Origin of the sequence: Flavobacterium cauense R2A-7 (genome assembly GCF_000498475.1) — a bacterium.
Taxonomy (GTDB): domain Bacteria; phylum Bacteroidota; class Bacteroidia; order Flavobacteriales; family Flavobacteriaceae; genus Flavobacterium; species Flavobacterium cauense.
The window spans coordinates 171,003-187,222 of record NZ_AVBI01000016.1 but is presented as its reverse complement, the minus strand read 5'-3'; the positions used below and the strand labels follow the sequence as shown (position 1 = coordinate 187,222).

Below are 16,220 nucleotides of genomic sequence, written 5' to 3'. Positions count from 1 at the left end.
TTATCAACATTTTAAGCGAAAAACTTGTAAAAAACTGAAAAACACTTGTATAATCGGGAAATTCATATAAATTTGTAGGACAATAATTAATTAATCAATCTATTAATAACTATTATTATGAACAAATCAGAATTAATCGATGCAATCGCTGCTGACGCAGGTATTACTAAAGCAGCTGCTAAATTAGCTTTAGAGTCTTTCTTAAACAATGTAGAAGGAACTTTGAAAAAAGGTGGAAGAGTATCATTAGTAGGATTCGGATCTTGGTCAGTATCTCAAAGAGCTGCAAGAGAAGGAAGAAACCCTCAAACTGGAAAAACTATCAAAATTGCTGCTAAAAACGTAGTGAAATTCAAAGCTGGAGCTGAATTAGAAGGTTCTGTAAACAAAAAATAGTTTATCCCGCTTACAATACAGCCCCGCAGTAGCGGGGCTTTTTTTTACTTTTCAACGATTTTATTTTGGGTAAATATATTTTTTTTGTTAAATTTAATTCTAATCTTTTAGGAGATTGTTAAAATATAATTTAAAACCCATACAAGATGATATCAGTTAAACCTAAAAAAGGAAATTTGCTCGTTGCAGAACCTTCAATCATTGGAGATCTTTCTTTTAACAGATCTGTAGTTTTGTTAGCCGATCATAATAACGAAGGATCAGTGGGTTTTATTTTAAACAAACCCCTTCGCTACACCATTCACGATTTGATTCCGGAAATCAATGCCAATTTCAAAATCTATAATGGCGGTCCGGTAGAACAGGACAACCTGTACTTTATTCACAACATTCCGGAGCTGATTCCGGACAGCATTGAGATTTCAAGCGGTATTTATTGGGGAGGCGATTTTGAATACACTAAAAACCTGATTAATCAGGGAAAAATCAAAAGAAACAACATCCGCTTCTTTTTAGGCTATACTGGATGGGAATCCCATCAATTGGAAGACGAGCTGGAAGAAAACTCTTGGATTGTTTCCAAAAACAGCTATCAGAATAAAATCATCGGAAAATCGGCCACACACTTCTGGAAAGAAAAAATCATGGAACAAGGCGGTGATTATCTGATTTGGTCGAACGCACCGGAAAATCCTATTTTAAACTAACCCAAGCGTATCTGAACATTTAATTTCTTAAGCAATTCGGCAGCCAATTCTGATTTGTATTCCTTTTTACGGTATTTTGTGATAGGTTGAATCCCTTTAATTACATTGGTTAAAAACAATTCGTCTGCTTTTTGCAAATCAAATGGAGAAATGGATTCTTCCAAAACTTCCAAGCCTTCTATCTTTCTTGCAATCGCTAAAATTTGTTTACGCATCACACCGTTAAGGCAACCGTCTGAAATCGGTGGTGTAATCAATCGATTTCCGGAAAGCAGGAAAAGATTGCTTTGAAGCGCTTCTACCACATTCTTTTCATCATTCATGAGAAGACAATTTTCGTAACCGTTTTCGTGAGCAAAAATACTTCCGGTAATCTGAACCAATTTATTATTGCTTTTGATGGTGGAAAGAAGTTGTTTGGTCACCATAAAATCTTTGAACAATTCAACCTCGTAAGCGGCAGTATCAAAGGAATACAATACGCTTTCAAGAGGTTCGGCAGTAATGATAAAATCTACGGCATTGGTCTTCGGTAAATAAAATCCGCCCGATTGTCGGAAAACAGAGAAACGAACCCTGAACGAAGCATTTTTTTTCAGTTGATTTACTAAAAGTAAAATTTGCGCTTCAAGATATTCCATTGTGAAATTCATAGGGATTTCCATTCGTACGATACGCATGGAAGCCATCAACCTAAAGTAATGATCTTCAAGAAACAACACTTTATTATCCAGCACTTTTATCGTTTCAAAAACAGCATCTCCATAAAGGAACCCCCTGTTTTGATGCACTGCAATCCCTGAATCCTCTACTAATGAACCGTTATAATTAATCATAAAAAAACCCCGATTTTATCGGGGCAAATATACTCTTTATAAATTTAAAATTAAACAGATCCAATAACATGTTTTAAATCGGATACCTGATTCTCCCACAACATTTTTGCTTCAGACAAATCATCCTCTTCCGCAAAATCAACCACCATTAAAGAAACGTCTTTTGTAATTTCGTCTTCCAAAATGCGAAGTTCGAAATAATAATCTCCATCGCGGTTATCTTCATCAATCCAGCGAAACTTCACTTTTTCTCCCGTTTTCTTGGAAGCAAGTCGTGCTTTTTCTTCTGAATCATTCCAAACAAATGTAAAAAATTCTCCGCGTGAGTTTACATTATCTGCAAACCATTCCTGCAATCCTGAAGGTGTAGATATATATTGATATAGTAGTTGAGGCGATGACATAATGGGGAACTCTAATTCGTATCTTACTTTACCTTCCATATTTATTATAAATTTGCCGAAATATATAGTATTTACTGAAATAAAAAAAGAAAATAGAAAAAAAATGAAAAAAAATATTTTTTCAAAAATATGTTTGGAAGCTATTAATTTAGTTCTATATTTGCACCCGCATTCAACAAGGATGTACAACCGAATAAAAATGGCGAGGTAGCTCAGTCGGTTAGAGCGCAGGATTCATAACCCTGAGGTCACGGGTTCAACTCCCGTCTTCGCTACAAATTTAAACCCTAACTAATCAAATAGTTAGGGTTTTTTGTTGTTAAAAAACACCATATTCTCAAATTGATTTTTACCGACTTTACAATCATAAAGGCTTTTTTTCTGAAATCATGAATCCGCTTGCCATTGATTCAACCATAAATTCCGGAACACCTTGTTTTTATCATAATCCGTTGCCTGTTTTTCTATATTGAAATAACGATTCCCTCTCGGATCATTTCCCACGCCAGCCAAATAAGCCCAATTGCCCCAATTGCTGCAAACATCATAATCGATGAGTTGTTGTTCAAAATAAGCCGCACCATACCGCCAATCAAAATTCAGGTCGTTACACAAATAACTCGCTACGTTCTGGCGGCCCCGATTACTCATAAAACCGGTCAACTTTAATTCCAGCATGTTGGCATCTACAAAATCATTTCCAGTCTGACCGTTTATCCAGCGTTCCAACAGTTTCCAATCAGTTTTTTCTGTTGCCAATTCTTTATTTCGAATACCGGATTTCTGAAATAGCTTACTTTGATGTTTCTTCATCATAAAACGGAAATAATCACGCCATAAAAGTTCAAAGACCAGCCAATATGTGGATTCGTTAGCACCAAATTGCGTTTCATATTTTTTAAGCTCCTGATAAATAAACCGCGGCGAAATACATCCCAACGCTAGCCAAGCAGAAAACTTAGACGAATAATCGGCACCAATCATACCATTTCGGGTTTCTTTATAACGGGAAATCGCTTTGGTCTCAAAAAAATAGTGCTTCAGTCGTTTTATGGCTTCCGACTCGCCGCCTTTAAACTGAAGGACTGCTCTGGAATCAATGGCTGCACTTTTTAAACCTAACGCTGACAACGTTGGCAAATTGAGCAAGGGAATTTCGGGAGAATAAATACGTGTCGGCTTATCAAAAGTATTCCGTATCGGCGCTTCTTTCTCGGTTTTTCGTCTGAAATCGGTAAAAACATCCGGAATATCTTTAATCGAAAAGGGCAAATCTTCCGCATGATATAACGTACTGGTACTAAAAGTTTCTAATTCACAATGGAGTTTCCAGAGTTCGGCTTGCACTAACGATTCGGTTTGTTTTTCTTCGAAAGCTACTTCGCGTTTGGCATAAACCCGATGGGCTTTGTATTTCGTGACGATTTTAGGAAGCTCCTTTTCTGGTTTTCCATTCACAACGTGCAATCCGGAACCTAATTCCCGTAAATTCCTGTCCAAATCAATGAGTGATTCTAATAAAAATTGGGCTCTGAAGCATCCGGTTTTCTTAAATCCGAAGGGAGTTGTTTTAAAATGGGCCTCATCGATACAATACACCGGAATAACCCTATCATTTTGAGAAATGGCTTTCATCAGGGTTTCGTTATCGGTAATGCGCAAATCTGTTTTAAACCAAACTACTGCTGTTTTCATAACGTATTGATGTGTTTTAAATAGTAATCGGCCTGTTCCAACAACGCTGTTTTATCTTCCGGCTTCATTTTACGCCATACGTTGTACATCATGCCGATTCTTGGATTGTTCGCTAACTTATCTTCGTGTTTATCGTAAAAATTCCAATACAAACTATTGAACGGACAGGCTTTCTCCCCCACTTTTTTAGCTTTCTGATAATAACAACCGCCGCAATAATGACTCATCTTATCGATATACGAAGCCGAACTCACATACGGTTTTGTGCCCACAATGCCACCATCGGCAAACTGACTCATGCCGCGGGTATTGGTAATTTCGACCCAATCCAGCGCGTCAATGTAAATCCCGAGATACCAAGCGTCGACTTCATCCGGATGAACGCCTGCCAAAAGCGCAAAATTCCCGGTAACCATCAGGCGCTGAATATGATGCGCGTAAGCAAAATTCAAAGATTGTCCGATAGTGTCTTTCAGGCAGTTCATTTTGGTTTTTCCGGTCCAGAACCAATCCGGCAATTTTTCGTGATGGTCGAAATAATTGAACGAAGCATATTCAGGCATTTTCAGCCAGTAAATCCCGCGCATGTATTCGCGCCAACCGATAATCTGACGTACAAATCCTTCCAATTGATGGTAAGCAATACGCTCCGGATTTTTTTCCCATTCAGCAATAGCGCTACTGATGACTTCCGATGGTGAAATCATTTTGGTATTGAGCGAAAAAGACAATCGCGAATGATACAGCGACCATTCATTTGGCGCCATCGCATCCTGATACGAACCAAAAAAAGGCAGACATTCCGCAACAAAAAAATCAAGCAGTTGTAAAGATTGAGCGCGGTTTATGGGCCAAATAAATTGCTTCGCATCAATCGTTCCGATGGTTTTGAGGTCGTTTTCTAAAAGCTCATCCATAAGTGCAGAAACATCGGTATTGAAAACCAAAGGCGTTGTGGGTTTGTGATTTTTAGGCAATTTCTTCCGGTTCTCGCTGTCGTAATTCCATTGCCCGGTAATCGGATGATCGCCTTCCATGAGAATCTGATGCTTCTTTCGCAGGGCGCTATAATAACTTTCCATCAAAAACGTCTTCTTGCCCTGAAAAAAAACACCTAATTCGGTTCGGGTAGTAAAAAAATGTTCGGAATCGTAAACGCTGACCGGAATCGAAAGTCCGGAAGTAAAATTACGTAGCATTACATCCACCCGATATTCATCCGGCAATTGGTATTCGAATTTTGTATAATCGCTAATTTTCAGCATCTTTTCCAAATTCGCTTCAAAAGAGTGCAAATTATTCGAATCATTTATTTTCAGATAAATCACCTGATGACCGATAGATTGCAACATTTCGGCAAAAGCCCGCATGGCAGCAAAAAAACCAACGATTTTCTGGATATGATGCAGGGCGTAATCGGTCTCGGTCCGCACTTCCATCATCACATACGTTACCGAGTCATCCACCTTGGCAAACCAACTGTGGTTGCTGTTTAACTGATCGCCAAGTAGTAATCGTAAGATTTTATTTTTCATGATTTTTATTCCTTCTGCATTTATCACTGCAATATTTTACTTCCTCCCATACTTTTTCCCATTTCTTTCGCCAGGAAAAGGGTCGATGACACACCAAGCAAACTTTACTGGGCAGGTTTTGTTTTTTTACTTTTTGCATGATTCTTTTTACTTGATTTTGATGCATTTACATGCTTTTTCAGAATTCTTTTGCCTTCTTCTCGGACCGCATCGGTTTTTCTGAAACTCCAGATAATATCACTTGCGTATTTTCGGGTGGCTTCAATATCGACAATCGGAAACGGATAATCCTTCCCTATTTCACAGTGGTACAATTGCTGGTCCATCAAACTTAATTTCCAGGGTTCATGAAGTAAATGTGGCGGAACATCAGCCAATTCCGGAAGCCATTGTTTAATGAAAATCCCTTCCGAATCGTGTTCTTCCGAATTCTTAACCGGATTGTAAATTCGAACCGTATTGATTCCGGTGACACCCGCCTGCATTTGCAGTTGAGGATAATGAATTCCGGGTTCGTAGTCTAAAAACTGTCGGGCTAGAAAATGCAACTCCCGCCAATCCTGCCAAAGATTGAATACAAAAAAAGAAACGACCATAGCCCGCATCCTGAAATTGATGTAACCGGTTTCCGCCAGACAACGCATACAGGCATCGACAATGGGTACCCCAGTTTTTCCTTCCTGCCATGCTTTTATGTACGCTTCATTTTTGGGTTTTACCAACACATCAAAAGCGCGGTTACTGTTTTGGAATTCCATGCTGCATTCGGATTCAAATTTCTGTATGAAATGACAATGCCAATGCAATCTCGAAATGAAATTGGACAGTGCTCTTTTGTTGACAGCGGCTTCATAATGCAGCATCGTGTACTGATAGACCATACGCATGCTGATGTTTCCGTAGGCGAGATAAGGCGACAATCGGCTGCAGCCTTTTCGACTCAGACTGGGTTTGGAAATGTGTTTGCTGTAATTGACGTAGCGTTCTTTGATGAAACTATCGAGATAGCGCCATGCCCAATATTCGCCGCCTTGTTGAAAATTCTTGTTTCTTGTAGTGATTTCCTCCGGTAAGTTTTGTCCTTTTAAACCTTCATAAAACGAGGCTTCCAAATTCAGAAAAGTTCCTGTATTAGAATCGAATAACTTCGGAAGAGCCGACATCGTTTGCTTCCACTTTTCCTCCCACAGTTCCCGGGATTTTAACTTCCGAATAACGCCGTTGGTTTGAAATTCGTGCCAGGTGATTCCTTTCTGAGCAAACAATAGTTGAATATTTTTGTCCCGATTAAAAGTCAGAGCATTCCCCGTTTCCTGATGAGAAAACACCGAATTTATTTTGTAGTTTTTTGCTAATGCTTCAAAAACAAAAGCAGCTTCCTGATGGAGAACATACAGTTGAATCGAAGCCGTATGGAGTTGGTTTTGCAACGCCTGCAACGATTCGTAAACAAAACGCCAGTGCCGCACATCGGCATCCGGATAGCTCATTACCGACGGTTCAAAACAATACAGCAACAAAATGGGGAGGTTGTTTTGCTGCGCTGTGAATAAGGGTTCGTGATCGGTGAGTCGCAAATCCCTTTTAAACCAGACGATATTGATTTCTTTTTTCTGCAATTTGAAAGAATTGAGTTACTATATAAAATCTGGTCCTGATTAAACTTTTATTGGTTCAAGAATTTAATAATCCCTGAAGGCAAACCGTCTTTTTATCTTCGTTTTGAAATCTTATTATTGGAAATGACACGTTGCAAACTGCATTTAAAACGGTTAATACCGTCGATGCGTTTCGCCGAATGTTTGGTTGTGCAACTTTCAACCCGTTTACGCCACAATACATAACTGCTGAATTTGAGTTCTTTTTTCATCAGCGCTTTTACCTCAGCTTCCGATAAACCGAATTGAAAGGTAATCGCGTCGAAAGGCGTTCGGTCTTCCCAAGCCATTTCTATGATGCGATCGATATCCGTTTCAGACAGTACTTTTTGCATTTTAGATATTTTTTTTGTTTAATCTTTTTATTTATTTGTTGAACAAATTTACTTCTTTTTTGCTAATATTTCCATTCTGTTGCAGTATAAATGACTGAATAAAATTATTTCAAGAAACAATTAAAGAGACTTGATTCATCAAATACTGAAGAAATTAAACACGATAAAATTCAGTATTTGCATACGGAAGCATCAATACATACAACACAAGAGGTTCGCTATTTTAAAATAAATTCTTATTTTTTTATTAGTCAGTCTTACCATAAATTCTTAGCTTTATGATGAATAACTTTTAATCAAAGTAGCATTAATTTCGATTTTCAAAAGAAAAACACCGCTTTATGACTATTAACAACACTTCCGTTTTTCAGAAAATACTGTTTCTTTTTTTAATAGTTGCGGGCTTATACTTTGCAAAACCTTTTTTGATGCCGTTGTTAATAGGTGGAATTTTGGCAACGCTTTTTTTACCGTTATGCAATTGGATGGAAAGAAAGAAATTATCGAAAGGATTAGCGGTTTTTTTATGTCTTTTGTTACTAATTGCCATTATAACCGGCTTTGTGTCACTTTTATTTTGGAAAGTATCCGAAGTAATCACGGATATTGCCCTAATCAAACAAAAACTTTTTGAAGCAGGGTATCATATTCAGAAATACATCTTTGATCATCTTAACATCACTATTGAAGAACAGTTTAAAATTCTTAAAAACGAACAGCCATCGTATACCAATATTATGCAAATTATCGTGGCTTCGTTAACCAATTTCATCACAACCTTTGTACTGATATTGGTTTATTTTGTGTTTCTGTTGTATTACAGGACGCACATTAAAAATTTCATTCTGAAACTTACTGTTCCCTCTCAACAAAATGAAGTGGAAAAAATAATCTACAATGCGGCCAACATATCCCAACAGTATTTAGTGGGACTTTCCAAAATGATTATGTGTTTATGGATAATGTATGGTGTGGGATTCAGTGTTATTGGGGTAAAAAACGCCATTTTCTTTGCAATCCTTTGCGGTTTATTGGAAATTATTCCTTTTGTAGGAAACATAACCGGAACAACTCTTACGGTATTGGTAAGCGCTTTACACGGAGCCAGTTTCCCGCTATTGGGCGGAATTGTGTTAACTTATGGAACAATCCAGTTCATTCAGGGATTCATCTTAGAACCTGTAATTGTAGGCCCGCAGGTAAAAATAAATTCCTTGTTTACTATCATTGTTTTGGTTCTCGGAGAACTGCTTTGGGGTATCCCGGGGATTATTCTAGCAATTCCAATTACTGCTATATTTAAAATTCTATGCGATCATATCGAAACCCTCAAACCTTATGGCTTCTTAATCGGTGAAACAGAAATTCCCAAACAAGGATTTATCGAAAAAATGAAAATCCTGCTCAAAATATAATTTCGAAAAAAAGCTTTTTGATAAAAAAAATCAAAACAAATCCGATTTTGATTTTCATAATAGAAATGCTACTTACAGTAATTAATCAAAAAATATATTAAAGTAGTTCATCGAATGTTAAAATCAATTCATCGAAAACTCTTGTACACTTTAAAAAACTACATTTTAAATAGTTAGCTTTAAATGTTATTCCAAAAACAAAGCCTTTATTAAGGTAAAAATGTATCTGCATAAATTAAAATAATCCAAGTATTTTATCTGCATATTTAATACATTTTATCACACTGTTAAGGTCCTCAACAACAAACAAACCATTTGTGCAACATAAAACTTGAGGATTATGAATAAAAGTTACTTTTTTGGAATACTGTTCTTATTCTGTACCTTCTATGGATTTAGCCAAACTTGTTCCGGATTTACATTATCTTCCGATGTTTCATCCGTGTGTTCAGGTGACCCAGCAATCATTACCCTAAGTGATAGCGAATCCGGATACAATTACGAAATCAGAATTGGAACCACTGTCATAAACACCATTCCCGGTGATGATGATTCCATCAGTTTTACTGTCAATCCCACCACAACGACAACTTACAATGTCATAGCGATTGGATGTCCAGCACCTTTTGATACTATTACAATTAACGTTATACCGCCACCTAGCCTTGCTCTAACATCGGCTAACGCAACCCAAACCCGTTGTCAGAATGTAGCAATTGCCAACATCACTTACAATGTAACTGATGCCACAGGAGCTTTCGTTTCCGGATTGCCCGCAGGAGTTACAGGAAGTTACCTCGGCGGAGTATTCACCATTAGTGGAACTCCAACCGTGGCAGGAACTTTCAACTATACCGTAACCACGTCCGGTGGATGCGCTCCCGCAGATACCGCTTCGGGAACCCTTACCGTGACGCCGTTGCCAAATATTGCTCTAACATCGGCCAACGCTAACCAAACCCGTTGTCAGAATGTAGCAATTGCCAACATCACTTACAATGTAACTGATGCCACAGGAGCTTTCGTTTCCGGATTGCCCGCAGGAGTTACAGGAAGTTACCTCGGCGGAGTATTCACCATTAGTGGAACTCCAACCGTGGCAGGAACTTTCAACTATACCGTAACTACTTCCGGTGGATGCGCTCCCGCAGATAACGCTTCGGGAACCCTTACCGTGACGCCGTTGCCAAATATTGCTCTAACATCGGCCAACGCTACCCAAACCCGTTGTCAGAATGTAGCAATTGCCAATATCACTTACAATGTAACTGATGCCACAGGAGCTTTCGTTTCCGGATTGCCCGCAGGAGTTACAGGAAGTTACCTCGGCGGAGTGTTCACCATTAGTGGAACTCCAACCGTGGCAGGAACTTTCAACTATACCGTAACCACATCCGGTGGATGCGCTCCCGCAGATACCGCTTCGGGAACTCTTACTGTGACGCCGTTGCCAACGGCCACTATTAATTATAGTGGAACTCCATTTTGCAAATCCTTAGGAACAGCACAAAGCGTAACATTAACCGGTACAAATGCCTATACAGGTGGCAGCTATTCCTCGATTCCAGTCGGATTAACTATTAATGCCGGAACGGGTGCGATCACTCCAAGCACCAGTACAGCAGGAACTTATACCGTAACCTATACCATACCGGCCAGCGGTGGATGTGCTACGATACCGGTAACAACAAATGTTACTATCACAGCAATTCCAACAGCAACAATAAGTTATGCGGGAACACCGTTCTGTAAATCGCTTGTTACAGCTCAGAATGTAACCCTAAACGGTACCGGTGCCTATACCGGAGGAATCTATAGTTCAGTACCAGCAGGCTTAACCATTAATACTTCAACGGGTGCTATTACACCAAGTACGAGTACTGCAGGAACTTACACGGTTACTTATACAATACCCGCAAGTGCCGGATGTGCTGCAGTACCGGTAACAACAAGTGTAACCATTACTGCTGTACCAACAGCTATTATTAGTTATTCAGCAACTTCTTACTGTAAATCCGACGGAAATCAAAATATTAATCTAACCGGTACTGGTGCCTATACCGGCGGAACCTATAGTACATCTCCAGCTGGATTAACAATTAATGCCTCCGGTCGTATAACTCCAAGCACCAGTACAGCCGGAACCTATACAGTAACCTATACAATACCCGCAAGTGGTGGATGTGCCGCGGTACCGGTAACCACGAGTGTGACCATCACAGCAATTCCAACTGCAACCATAAGTTATGCGGGAACACCCTTCTGTAAATCGCTTGTTACAGCTCAGAATGTAACCCTAAACGGAACAGGAGCTTATACCGGAGGAACCTATACTGCTCCGGCGGGCCTAACAATTAACGCTTCTACCGGCGATATTACACCAAGTACAAGTACAGTCGGAACTTACACGGTTACTTACACCATACCAGCAAGTGGCGGATGTGCCGCTGTACCCGTGACAACCTCAGTCACCATTACTGCTGTACCGACAGCAATCATTAGTTATGCTGGAACACCGTTCTGTCGATCTGTCGCAACAGCGCAGAATGTAACCCGTTCGGGAACGGGAGCATTTACTGGTGGAACCTACAGTGCTTCTCCAGCCGGATTAACTATCAATGCCGGTACCGGTGCAATCACTCCAAACACTAGTACAGCGGGAACTTACACAGTAACCTATACAATACCGCCAAGTGGCGGATGCGCCGCGGTACCGGTAACCACGAGTGTGACCATCACAGCAATTCCAACTGCAACCATAAGTTATGCGGGAACACCCTTCTGTAAATCTCTTGTTACAGCTCAGAATGTAACTCTAAACGGTACCGGTACCTATACCGGAGGAACCTATACTGCAGCCCCGGCGGGCCTAACAATTAACGCTTCTACCGGCGATATTACACCAAGTACAAGTACAGCCGGAACTTACACGGTTACTTACACCATACCAGCAAGTGGCGGATGTGCCGCTGTACCCGTGACAACCTCAGTCACCATTACTGCTGTACCGACAGCAATCATAAGTTATGCGGGAACACCGTTCTGTCGATCTGTTGCTACGGCTCAGAATGTAACCCGTTCGGGAACGGGAGCATTTACTGGTGGAATCTACAGTGCTTCTCCAGCCGGATTAACTATCAATGCCGGTACCGGTGCAATAACTCCAAACACTAGTACAGCGGGAACATACACAGTAACCTATACGATACCGCCAAGTGGCGGATGCGCCGCTGTACCGGTAACCACGAGTGTAACCATTACTGCAATTCCAACTGCATCCATAAGTTATGCGGGGGCACCCTTCTGTAAATCTCTTCTTACCGCTCAGAATGTAACCCTAAACGGTACCGGTGCCTATACCGGAGGAATCTATAGTTCAGTACCAGCAGGCTTAACCATTAATACTTCAACGGGTGCTATTACACCAAGTACAAGTACAGCCGGAACTTACACGGTTACTTACACCATACCAGTAAGTGGCGGATGTGCCGCAGTACCCGTGACAACCTCAGTCACCATTACTGCTGTTCCAACAGCAACCATAAGTTATACAGGATCCCCATATTGTACCTCTGTAATTACAGCGCAAAATGTTACTTTAAGTGGTACAGGATCTTATTCCGGAGGAACTTTTTCTGCTTCACCAGCCGGCTTATCAATTAATCCAAGTACTGGAGCAATAACGCCAAACGGTAGTGCGACGGGCACATATACTGTTACTTACGCTACGCCGGTTAGTGGTGGCTGTTCAGCGGTAACAACAAACACAACAATTGTGATTGACATTGACCCAGTAGGAGGAACTTTATCGTTATCCAATTCAAGTACAATCACTTCTGTAACCGAATGCTTTACGGCTTCTGGAACATTATATTTATCAGGGCATGTTGGAACAATCGCAAAATGGCAATACTCAATAACCGCAGGAACTTCTTGGGTTGACATTGCTAACACAGGTACTACTTACGCTTATTCCGGTATAACCCAAAATACTATTTTCAGAGCAGTAATTCAAAATTCCGGTGGTTGTGCTGCTTATTCAAACGGGTGTGTTATTTTTATTATTCCTAATATCAAACCATCTCCCGTAACCGCTACCCCTTCAACAATATGTGCCGGAGACAGCTCCATACTATCATCAACCAGTGGTTATGCCACAAATGTGAGCCTTGCCTCGGGAGGAAGTTTTAACAATTCTAATCCGCCAGGATGGACGGTTGACAGCTGCACCAATAACTGTTTGAATGCAGGAGGCAGTAATACAAATCCCGGACCTTGGCAACTTTCAGCAACTAACGGCGGAACTTATTCCGGCACAACTTATACCTCCATTGGAAAATTTGCCATAGTGAACGGAAATTTCAATTCACAATTATACACACCTTCCTTCAATACCTTTGGATTGACAACCGCAAGTTTAACCTTCACACAAGCCTATAATTTAGGCGCCGGAGCAACGGCAACAGTTGAAATTTCAGCCAATGGTGGTCCTTGGATAACCTTGGCAACATACACAGGATCATCAGGAGTTCCAAGTTATACTAATTTTACACCAACAACTATTAATTTAAATGCATACATCAATCAGCCAAATTTAAAAATTCGTTTCAATTATTCCGGAACAACAGGAAGCTCATGGGCTGTCGATAATATTCAAATCCCGGATGTTCCATCCAACCTAAGTACACAATGGGTAGATGCTACAACAGGAGTTGTTATCAGCAACAATGCCACCATAACCGTGACGCCTTTAGTAACAACCACTTATGCCGTAATCTCTTCATTAAATGGTTGTAACAGTTTTGGAACCGACGGAACCGCTTATGTAACCGTTACCGTATTCCCAAGACCAACAGCAAGGATTAGTCAGGACCAAGTGGTTTGCATGGGAGACACGGCCACATTTAGCGTTGCTTTGACCGGAAGAGGGCCTTGGAGCATGACTTACTCGGACGGAACAACACCTACAACAGTAAACAATATTTTAACAAATCCGTACATAATTAATGTCCCAAATATAACTACAAATAAAACCTATACCATAACTGCATTAAGAGATGTAGTTTGTACTGCCATTGGATCTGACATCGCAGGTTCTGCAACCGTAACCGTTTTAAATGGCACTCAAGGTTTGTGGACAGGATTGGTAAGTACCGACTGGTTCGATTGTAAAAACTGGGCTGGCGGACTTCCATCAGCCACTGTTGATGCACAAATTCCCACCGGAGCAACCAGAATGCCTGTAATTGATCCTTCAAGTCCGTTTGCTGCTGCCTACAGTTTTATTGCCATCGGAAGGGATATTATTATCAATTCCGGAGCTTCTGTAACGATGATGCCAAATTCAAACTTACACGTTAAAAGAGATTGGAGAAACAGCGGAAGCTTTATTCCTGGAACCGGAACGGTCACTTTTAACGGGGCAACAAACAATCAGGTACAACTGATTAATTCCGGAATCAAACTGGACGAGACTTTTTACAATGTAACGCTAAACAGCACAAACGGTGCAAAAGGTGTTAGTGTAGCCGATGGTTTTGAACTTACCATTGCCAACAGCCTATTGCTTACCAGCGGTGATTTACGATTAACCGGAGAAGCACAATTGGTCCAAAATGGAAATGTAGCCAATCCTTCCGCAGGAACAGGAAAACTGTTACGGGATCAGCAGGGAACAAAAAGCAGTTACCATTACAATTATTGGTCTTCCCCGGTTAGTGCAGACAATTTGAATTATACGGTAGGCGGAGTTTTAAGAGATGGAACCAACACAGCGGCCAATCCTTTCAACCCGGGCATAATAACTTTTGGTTGGGGGTATGATTTTTCAGACGGCCCGCTTACAAGTCCGATAAAAATAAGCAATCGCTGGCTGTATAAATATACGGCAGTAAGCGCCAGCTACTTTTCATGGCAACTCATCGAAAGCACCGGAAGTGTAAAAGTTGGCGAAGGCTTTACCATGAAAGGAGTTACCGGCTCAGAACCCAGCACAAATTATCAGAACTATGTATTTACCGGAAAACCCAACAATGGCGACATCAATTTAACCATGGCGATGAACCAATTGTATTTAATCGGAAATCCGTATCCTTCTGCGTTGGATGCCAATGCTTTTATTATGGACAATGTACTGGATAACGGCGCTCCATTATCAAATGCATTCAATGGAGCATTATATTTCTGGGATCACTTTGGCGGTCAGACCCATTATCTGAGTGAATATATTGGAGGTTATGCTACCTATACTTTAATTGGCGGTACTGTGGCCATATCAAATGATCCGTTAATAAACAATAACAATGCTACGGGAACAAAAGTACCTCAGCGTTATATTCCTGTCGCACAAGGATTTTTCGTCCGAACAGATGTAGCAGGAGTAACCGGTATTTCAAATCCAATTACCGGCGGAACCATAAAATTCAGAAACAGTCAGCGTGCTTTTAAAACAGAATCTCCGGCGAACTCGGTATTCTTCAAATCAGCCAACAGTACCGCGTCCGAAGACATTGATAATCGACAAAAAATCAGATTGAGCTATGAAACCGCTTCCGGATTACGCCGACAACTTTTAGTGGGTGCCGACACCAATACCTCAAACCAATTTGATATCGGTTATGATGCTCCGATGATTGATGTGAATAAAGACGACATGTATTGGACTATCAGCAACGGCAAATTCGTGATTCAGGGTGTTCCCGATTTCAGTACAATGCAAATCCTTCCACTCGGAATTAAAGTCACCACTCCGGGAATTGGAAAAATTAAAATTGATGCCTTGGAAAACCTTCCGGCTTCGACCGAAATTTATCTGTTTGACAGTACAACCGGAATTTACCACAACATCAAAAATCAGGAGTTCTCGACCGATTTACCGATTGGCGAATATAACGACAGATTCTCGTTACGCTTTACTACAGAAACATTGAGTTCGGAAGAAGTGGCTTTGAATAACGGAATTATGGTTTTCACCGACAGCAATCATATCCTGAACATTAAAAACAATATTACTGATGTTCGCGTAACAGTCGCTCAATTGTACAATATTTTAGGGCAATCCGTTGCGAAATGGAACATAACCGAGGAAGACCAGCGAAACATTAAAATTCCGGTAGAACACATTCGTTCCGGAACGTACATCATAAAACTAAAAACATCCGATGGTTCACTGAGCAAACAAATAATTATCCGATAATACAAAAGTCCTGAGCAATCGGGACTTTTTCATTTAACATCCTT

Annotated in this window: 11 protein-coding genes and 1 tRNA gene; 5 read left to right on the top strand and 7 right to left on the bottom strand. The window is 40.5% G+C overall.

Translation table 11 applies throughout. From position 1 onward, the window contains the following. Window positions 1–117 precede the first annotated feature (117 nt). On the top strand, window positions 118–396 hold the full coding sequence (locus tag FCR2A7T_RS08825; RefSeq protein ID WP_023570933.1) for an HU family DNA-binding protein: 279 nt from the start codon (window positions 118–120) through the stop codon (window positions 394–396). A 146-nt stretch (window positions 397–542) separates the two neighbouring features. Continuing rightward, window positions 543–1,103: a YqgE/AlgH family protein gene (locus tag FCR2A7T_RS08820; protein WP_023570932.1), complete on the top strand. Its 561-nt coding sequence runs from the start codon at window positions 543–545 to the stop codon at window positions 1,101–1,103. Here the strand turns inward: FCR2A7T_RS08820 and FCR2A7T_RS08815 are convergent. Next, window positions 1,100–1,939 (bottom strand): aminotransferase class IV, encoded by an 840-nt coding sequence (locus tag FCR2A7T_RS08815; protein WP_023570931.1) that lies wholly within the window; start codon window positions 1,937–1,939, stop codon window positions 1,100–1,102. The genes FCR2A7T_RS08820 and FCR2A7T_RS08815 overlap by 4 nt on opposite strands. Window positions 1,940–1,989: 50 nt before the next feature. Continuing rightward, complete coding sequence (locus FCR2A7T_RS08810; RefSeq protein WP_035117990.1) at window positions 1,990–2,382, bottom strand: START-like domain-containing protein; 393 nt, start codon at window positions 2,380–2,382, stop codon at window positions 1,990–1,992. 162 nt (window positions 2,383–2,544) lie between these two features. Between FCR2A7T_RS08810 and FCR2A7T_RS08805 the strand changes: the two genes are divergently transcribed. Further along, window positions 2,545–2,618 (top strand) — tRNA-Met (locus tag FCR2A7T_RS08805). A gap of 112 nt (window positions 2,619–2,730) precedes the next feature. Here FCR2A7T_RS08805 and FCR2A7T_RS08800 read toward each other — a convergent pair. The 5 genes from FCR2A7T_RS08800 to FCR2A7T_RS08785 all read right to left on the bottom strand — a co-directional run bounded on the left by FCR2A7T_RS08800 (window position 2,731) and on the right by FCR2A7T_RS08785 (window position 7,566). Next, window positions 2,731–4,038, bottom strand: coding sequence for a DASH family cryptochrome (locus FCR2A7T_RS08800; RefSeq protein ID WP_035117988.1), 1,308 nt, complete (start codon window positions 4,036–4,038; stop codon window positions 2,731–2,733). Beyond that, window positions 4,035–5,573, bottom strand: a complete 1,539-nt coding sequence (locus tag FCR2A7T_RS08795) for a cryptochrome/photolyase family protein (protein WP_035117986.1) — start codon at window positions 5,571–5,573, stop codon at window positions 4,035–4,037. The genes FCR2A7T_RS08800 and FCR2A7T_RS08795 overlap by 4 nt, the downstream gene beginning before the upstream one ends. Further along, window positions 5,563–5,712, bottom strand: coding sequence for a DUF2256 domain-containing protein (locus FCR2A7T_RS15000; protein ID WP_081709379.1), 150 nt, complete (start codon window positions 5,710–5,712; stop codon window positions 5,563–5,565). The genes FCR2A7T_RS08795 and FCR2A7T_RS15000 overlap by 11 nt, the downstream gene beginning before the upstream one ends. Continuing rightward, window positions 5,678–7,192 (bottom strand): cryptochrome/deoxyribodipyrimidine photo-lyase family protein, encoded by a 1,515-nt coding sequence (locus FCR2A7T_RS08790; protein WP_035117984.1) that lies wholly within the window; start codon window positions 7,190–7,192, stop codon window positions 5,678–5,680. The genes FCR2A7T_RS15000 and FCR2A7T_RS08790 overlap by 35 nt, the downstream gene beginning before the upstream one ends. A gap of 92 nt (window positions 7,193–7,284) precedes the next feature. After that, window positions 7,285–7,566, bottom strand: coding sequence for a TIGR03643 family protein (locus FCR2A7T_RS08785; protein ID WP_023570926.1), 282 nt, complete (start codon window positions 7,564–7,566; stop codon window positions 7,285–7,287). A 341-nt stretch (window positions 7,567–7,907) separates the two neighbouring features. Here FCR2A7T_RS08785 and FCR2A7T_RS08780 point away from each other — a divergent pair, with 341 nt between their 5' ends. Both FCR2A7T_RS08780 and FCR2A7T_RS08775 read left to right on the top strand, forming a co-directional pair. Beyond that, entirely contained in the window at window positions 7,908–8,981 is a 1,074-nt protein-coding gene (locus FCR2A7T_RS08780) for an AI-2E family transporter (protein ID WP_023570925.1), read from the top strand. A gap of 340 nt (window positions 8,982–9,321) precedes the next feature. After that, window positions 9,322–16,176, top strand: a complete 6,855-nt coding sequence (locus tag FCR2A7T_RS08775; protein ID WP_035117982.1) for a T9SS type A sorting domain-containing protein — start codon at window positions 9,322–9,324, stop codon at window positions 16,174–16,176. Window positions 16,177–16,220: the final 44 nt, after the last annotated feature.

What these genes read in the sequence shown, in the direction of transcription:
- FCR2A7T_RS08800 (WP_035117988.1), bottom strand. Translation starts at nt 4,038, where the DNA reads ATGAAAACAGCAGTAGTTTGGTTTAAAACAGATTTGCGCATTACCGAT.
- FCR2A7T_RS08780 (WP_023570925.1), top strand. Translation starts at nt 7,908, where the DNA reads ATGACTATTAACAACACTTCCGTTTTTCAGAAAATACTGTTTCTTTTT.
- FCR2A7T_RS08815 (WP_023570931.1), bottom strand. Translation starts at nt 1,939, where the DNA reads ATGATTAATTATAACGGTTCATTAGTAGAGGATTCAGGGATTGCAGTG.
- FCR2A7T_RS08795 (WP_035117986.1), bottom strand. Translation starts at nt 5,573, where the DNA reads ATGAAAAATAAAATCTTACGATTACTACTTGGCGATCAGTTAAACAGC.
- FCR2A7T_RS08825 (WP_023570933.1), top strand. Translation starts at nt 118, where the DNA reads ATGAACAAATCAGAATTAATCGATGCAATCGCTGCTGACGCAGGTATT.
- FCR2A7T_RS08810 (WP_035117990.1), bottom strand. Translation starts at nt 2,382, where the DNA reads ATGGAAGGTAAAGTAAGATACGAATTAGAGTTCCCCATTATGTCATCG.
- FCR2A7T_RS08775 (WP_035117982.1), top strand. Translation starts at nt 9,322, where the DNA reads ATGAATAAAAGTTACTTTTTTGGAATACTGTTCTTATTCTGTACCTTC.
- FCR2A7T_RS15000 (WP_081709379.1), bottom strand. Translation starts at nt 5,712, where the DNA reads ATGCAAAAAGTAAAAAAACAAAACCTGCCCAGTAAAGTTTGCTTGGTG.
- FCR2A7T_RS08820 (WP_023570932.1), top strand. Translation starts at nt 543, where the DNA reads ATGATATCAGTTAAACCTAAAAAAGGAAATTTGCTCGTTGCAGAACCT.
- FCR2A7T_RS08785 (WP_023570926.1), bottom strand. Translation starts at nt 7,566, where the DNA reads ATGCAAAAAGTACTGTCTGAAACGGATATCGATCGCATCATAGAAATG.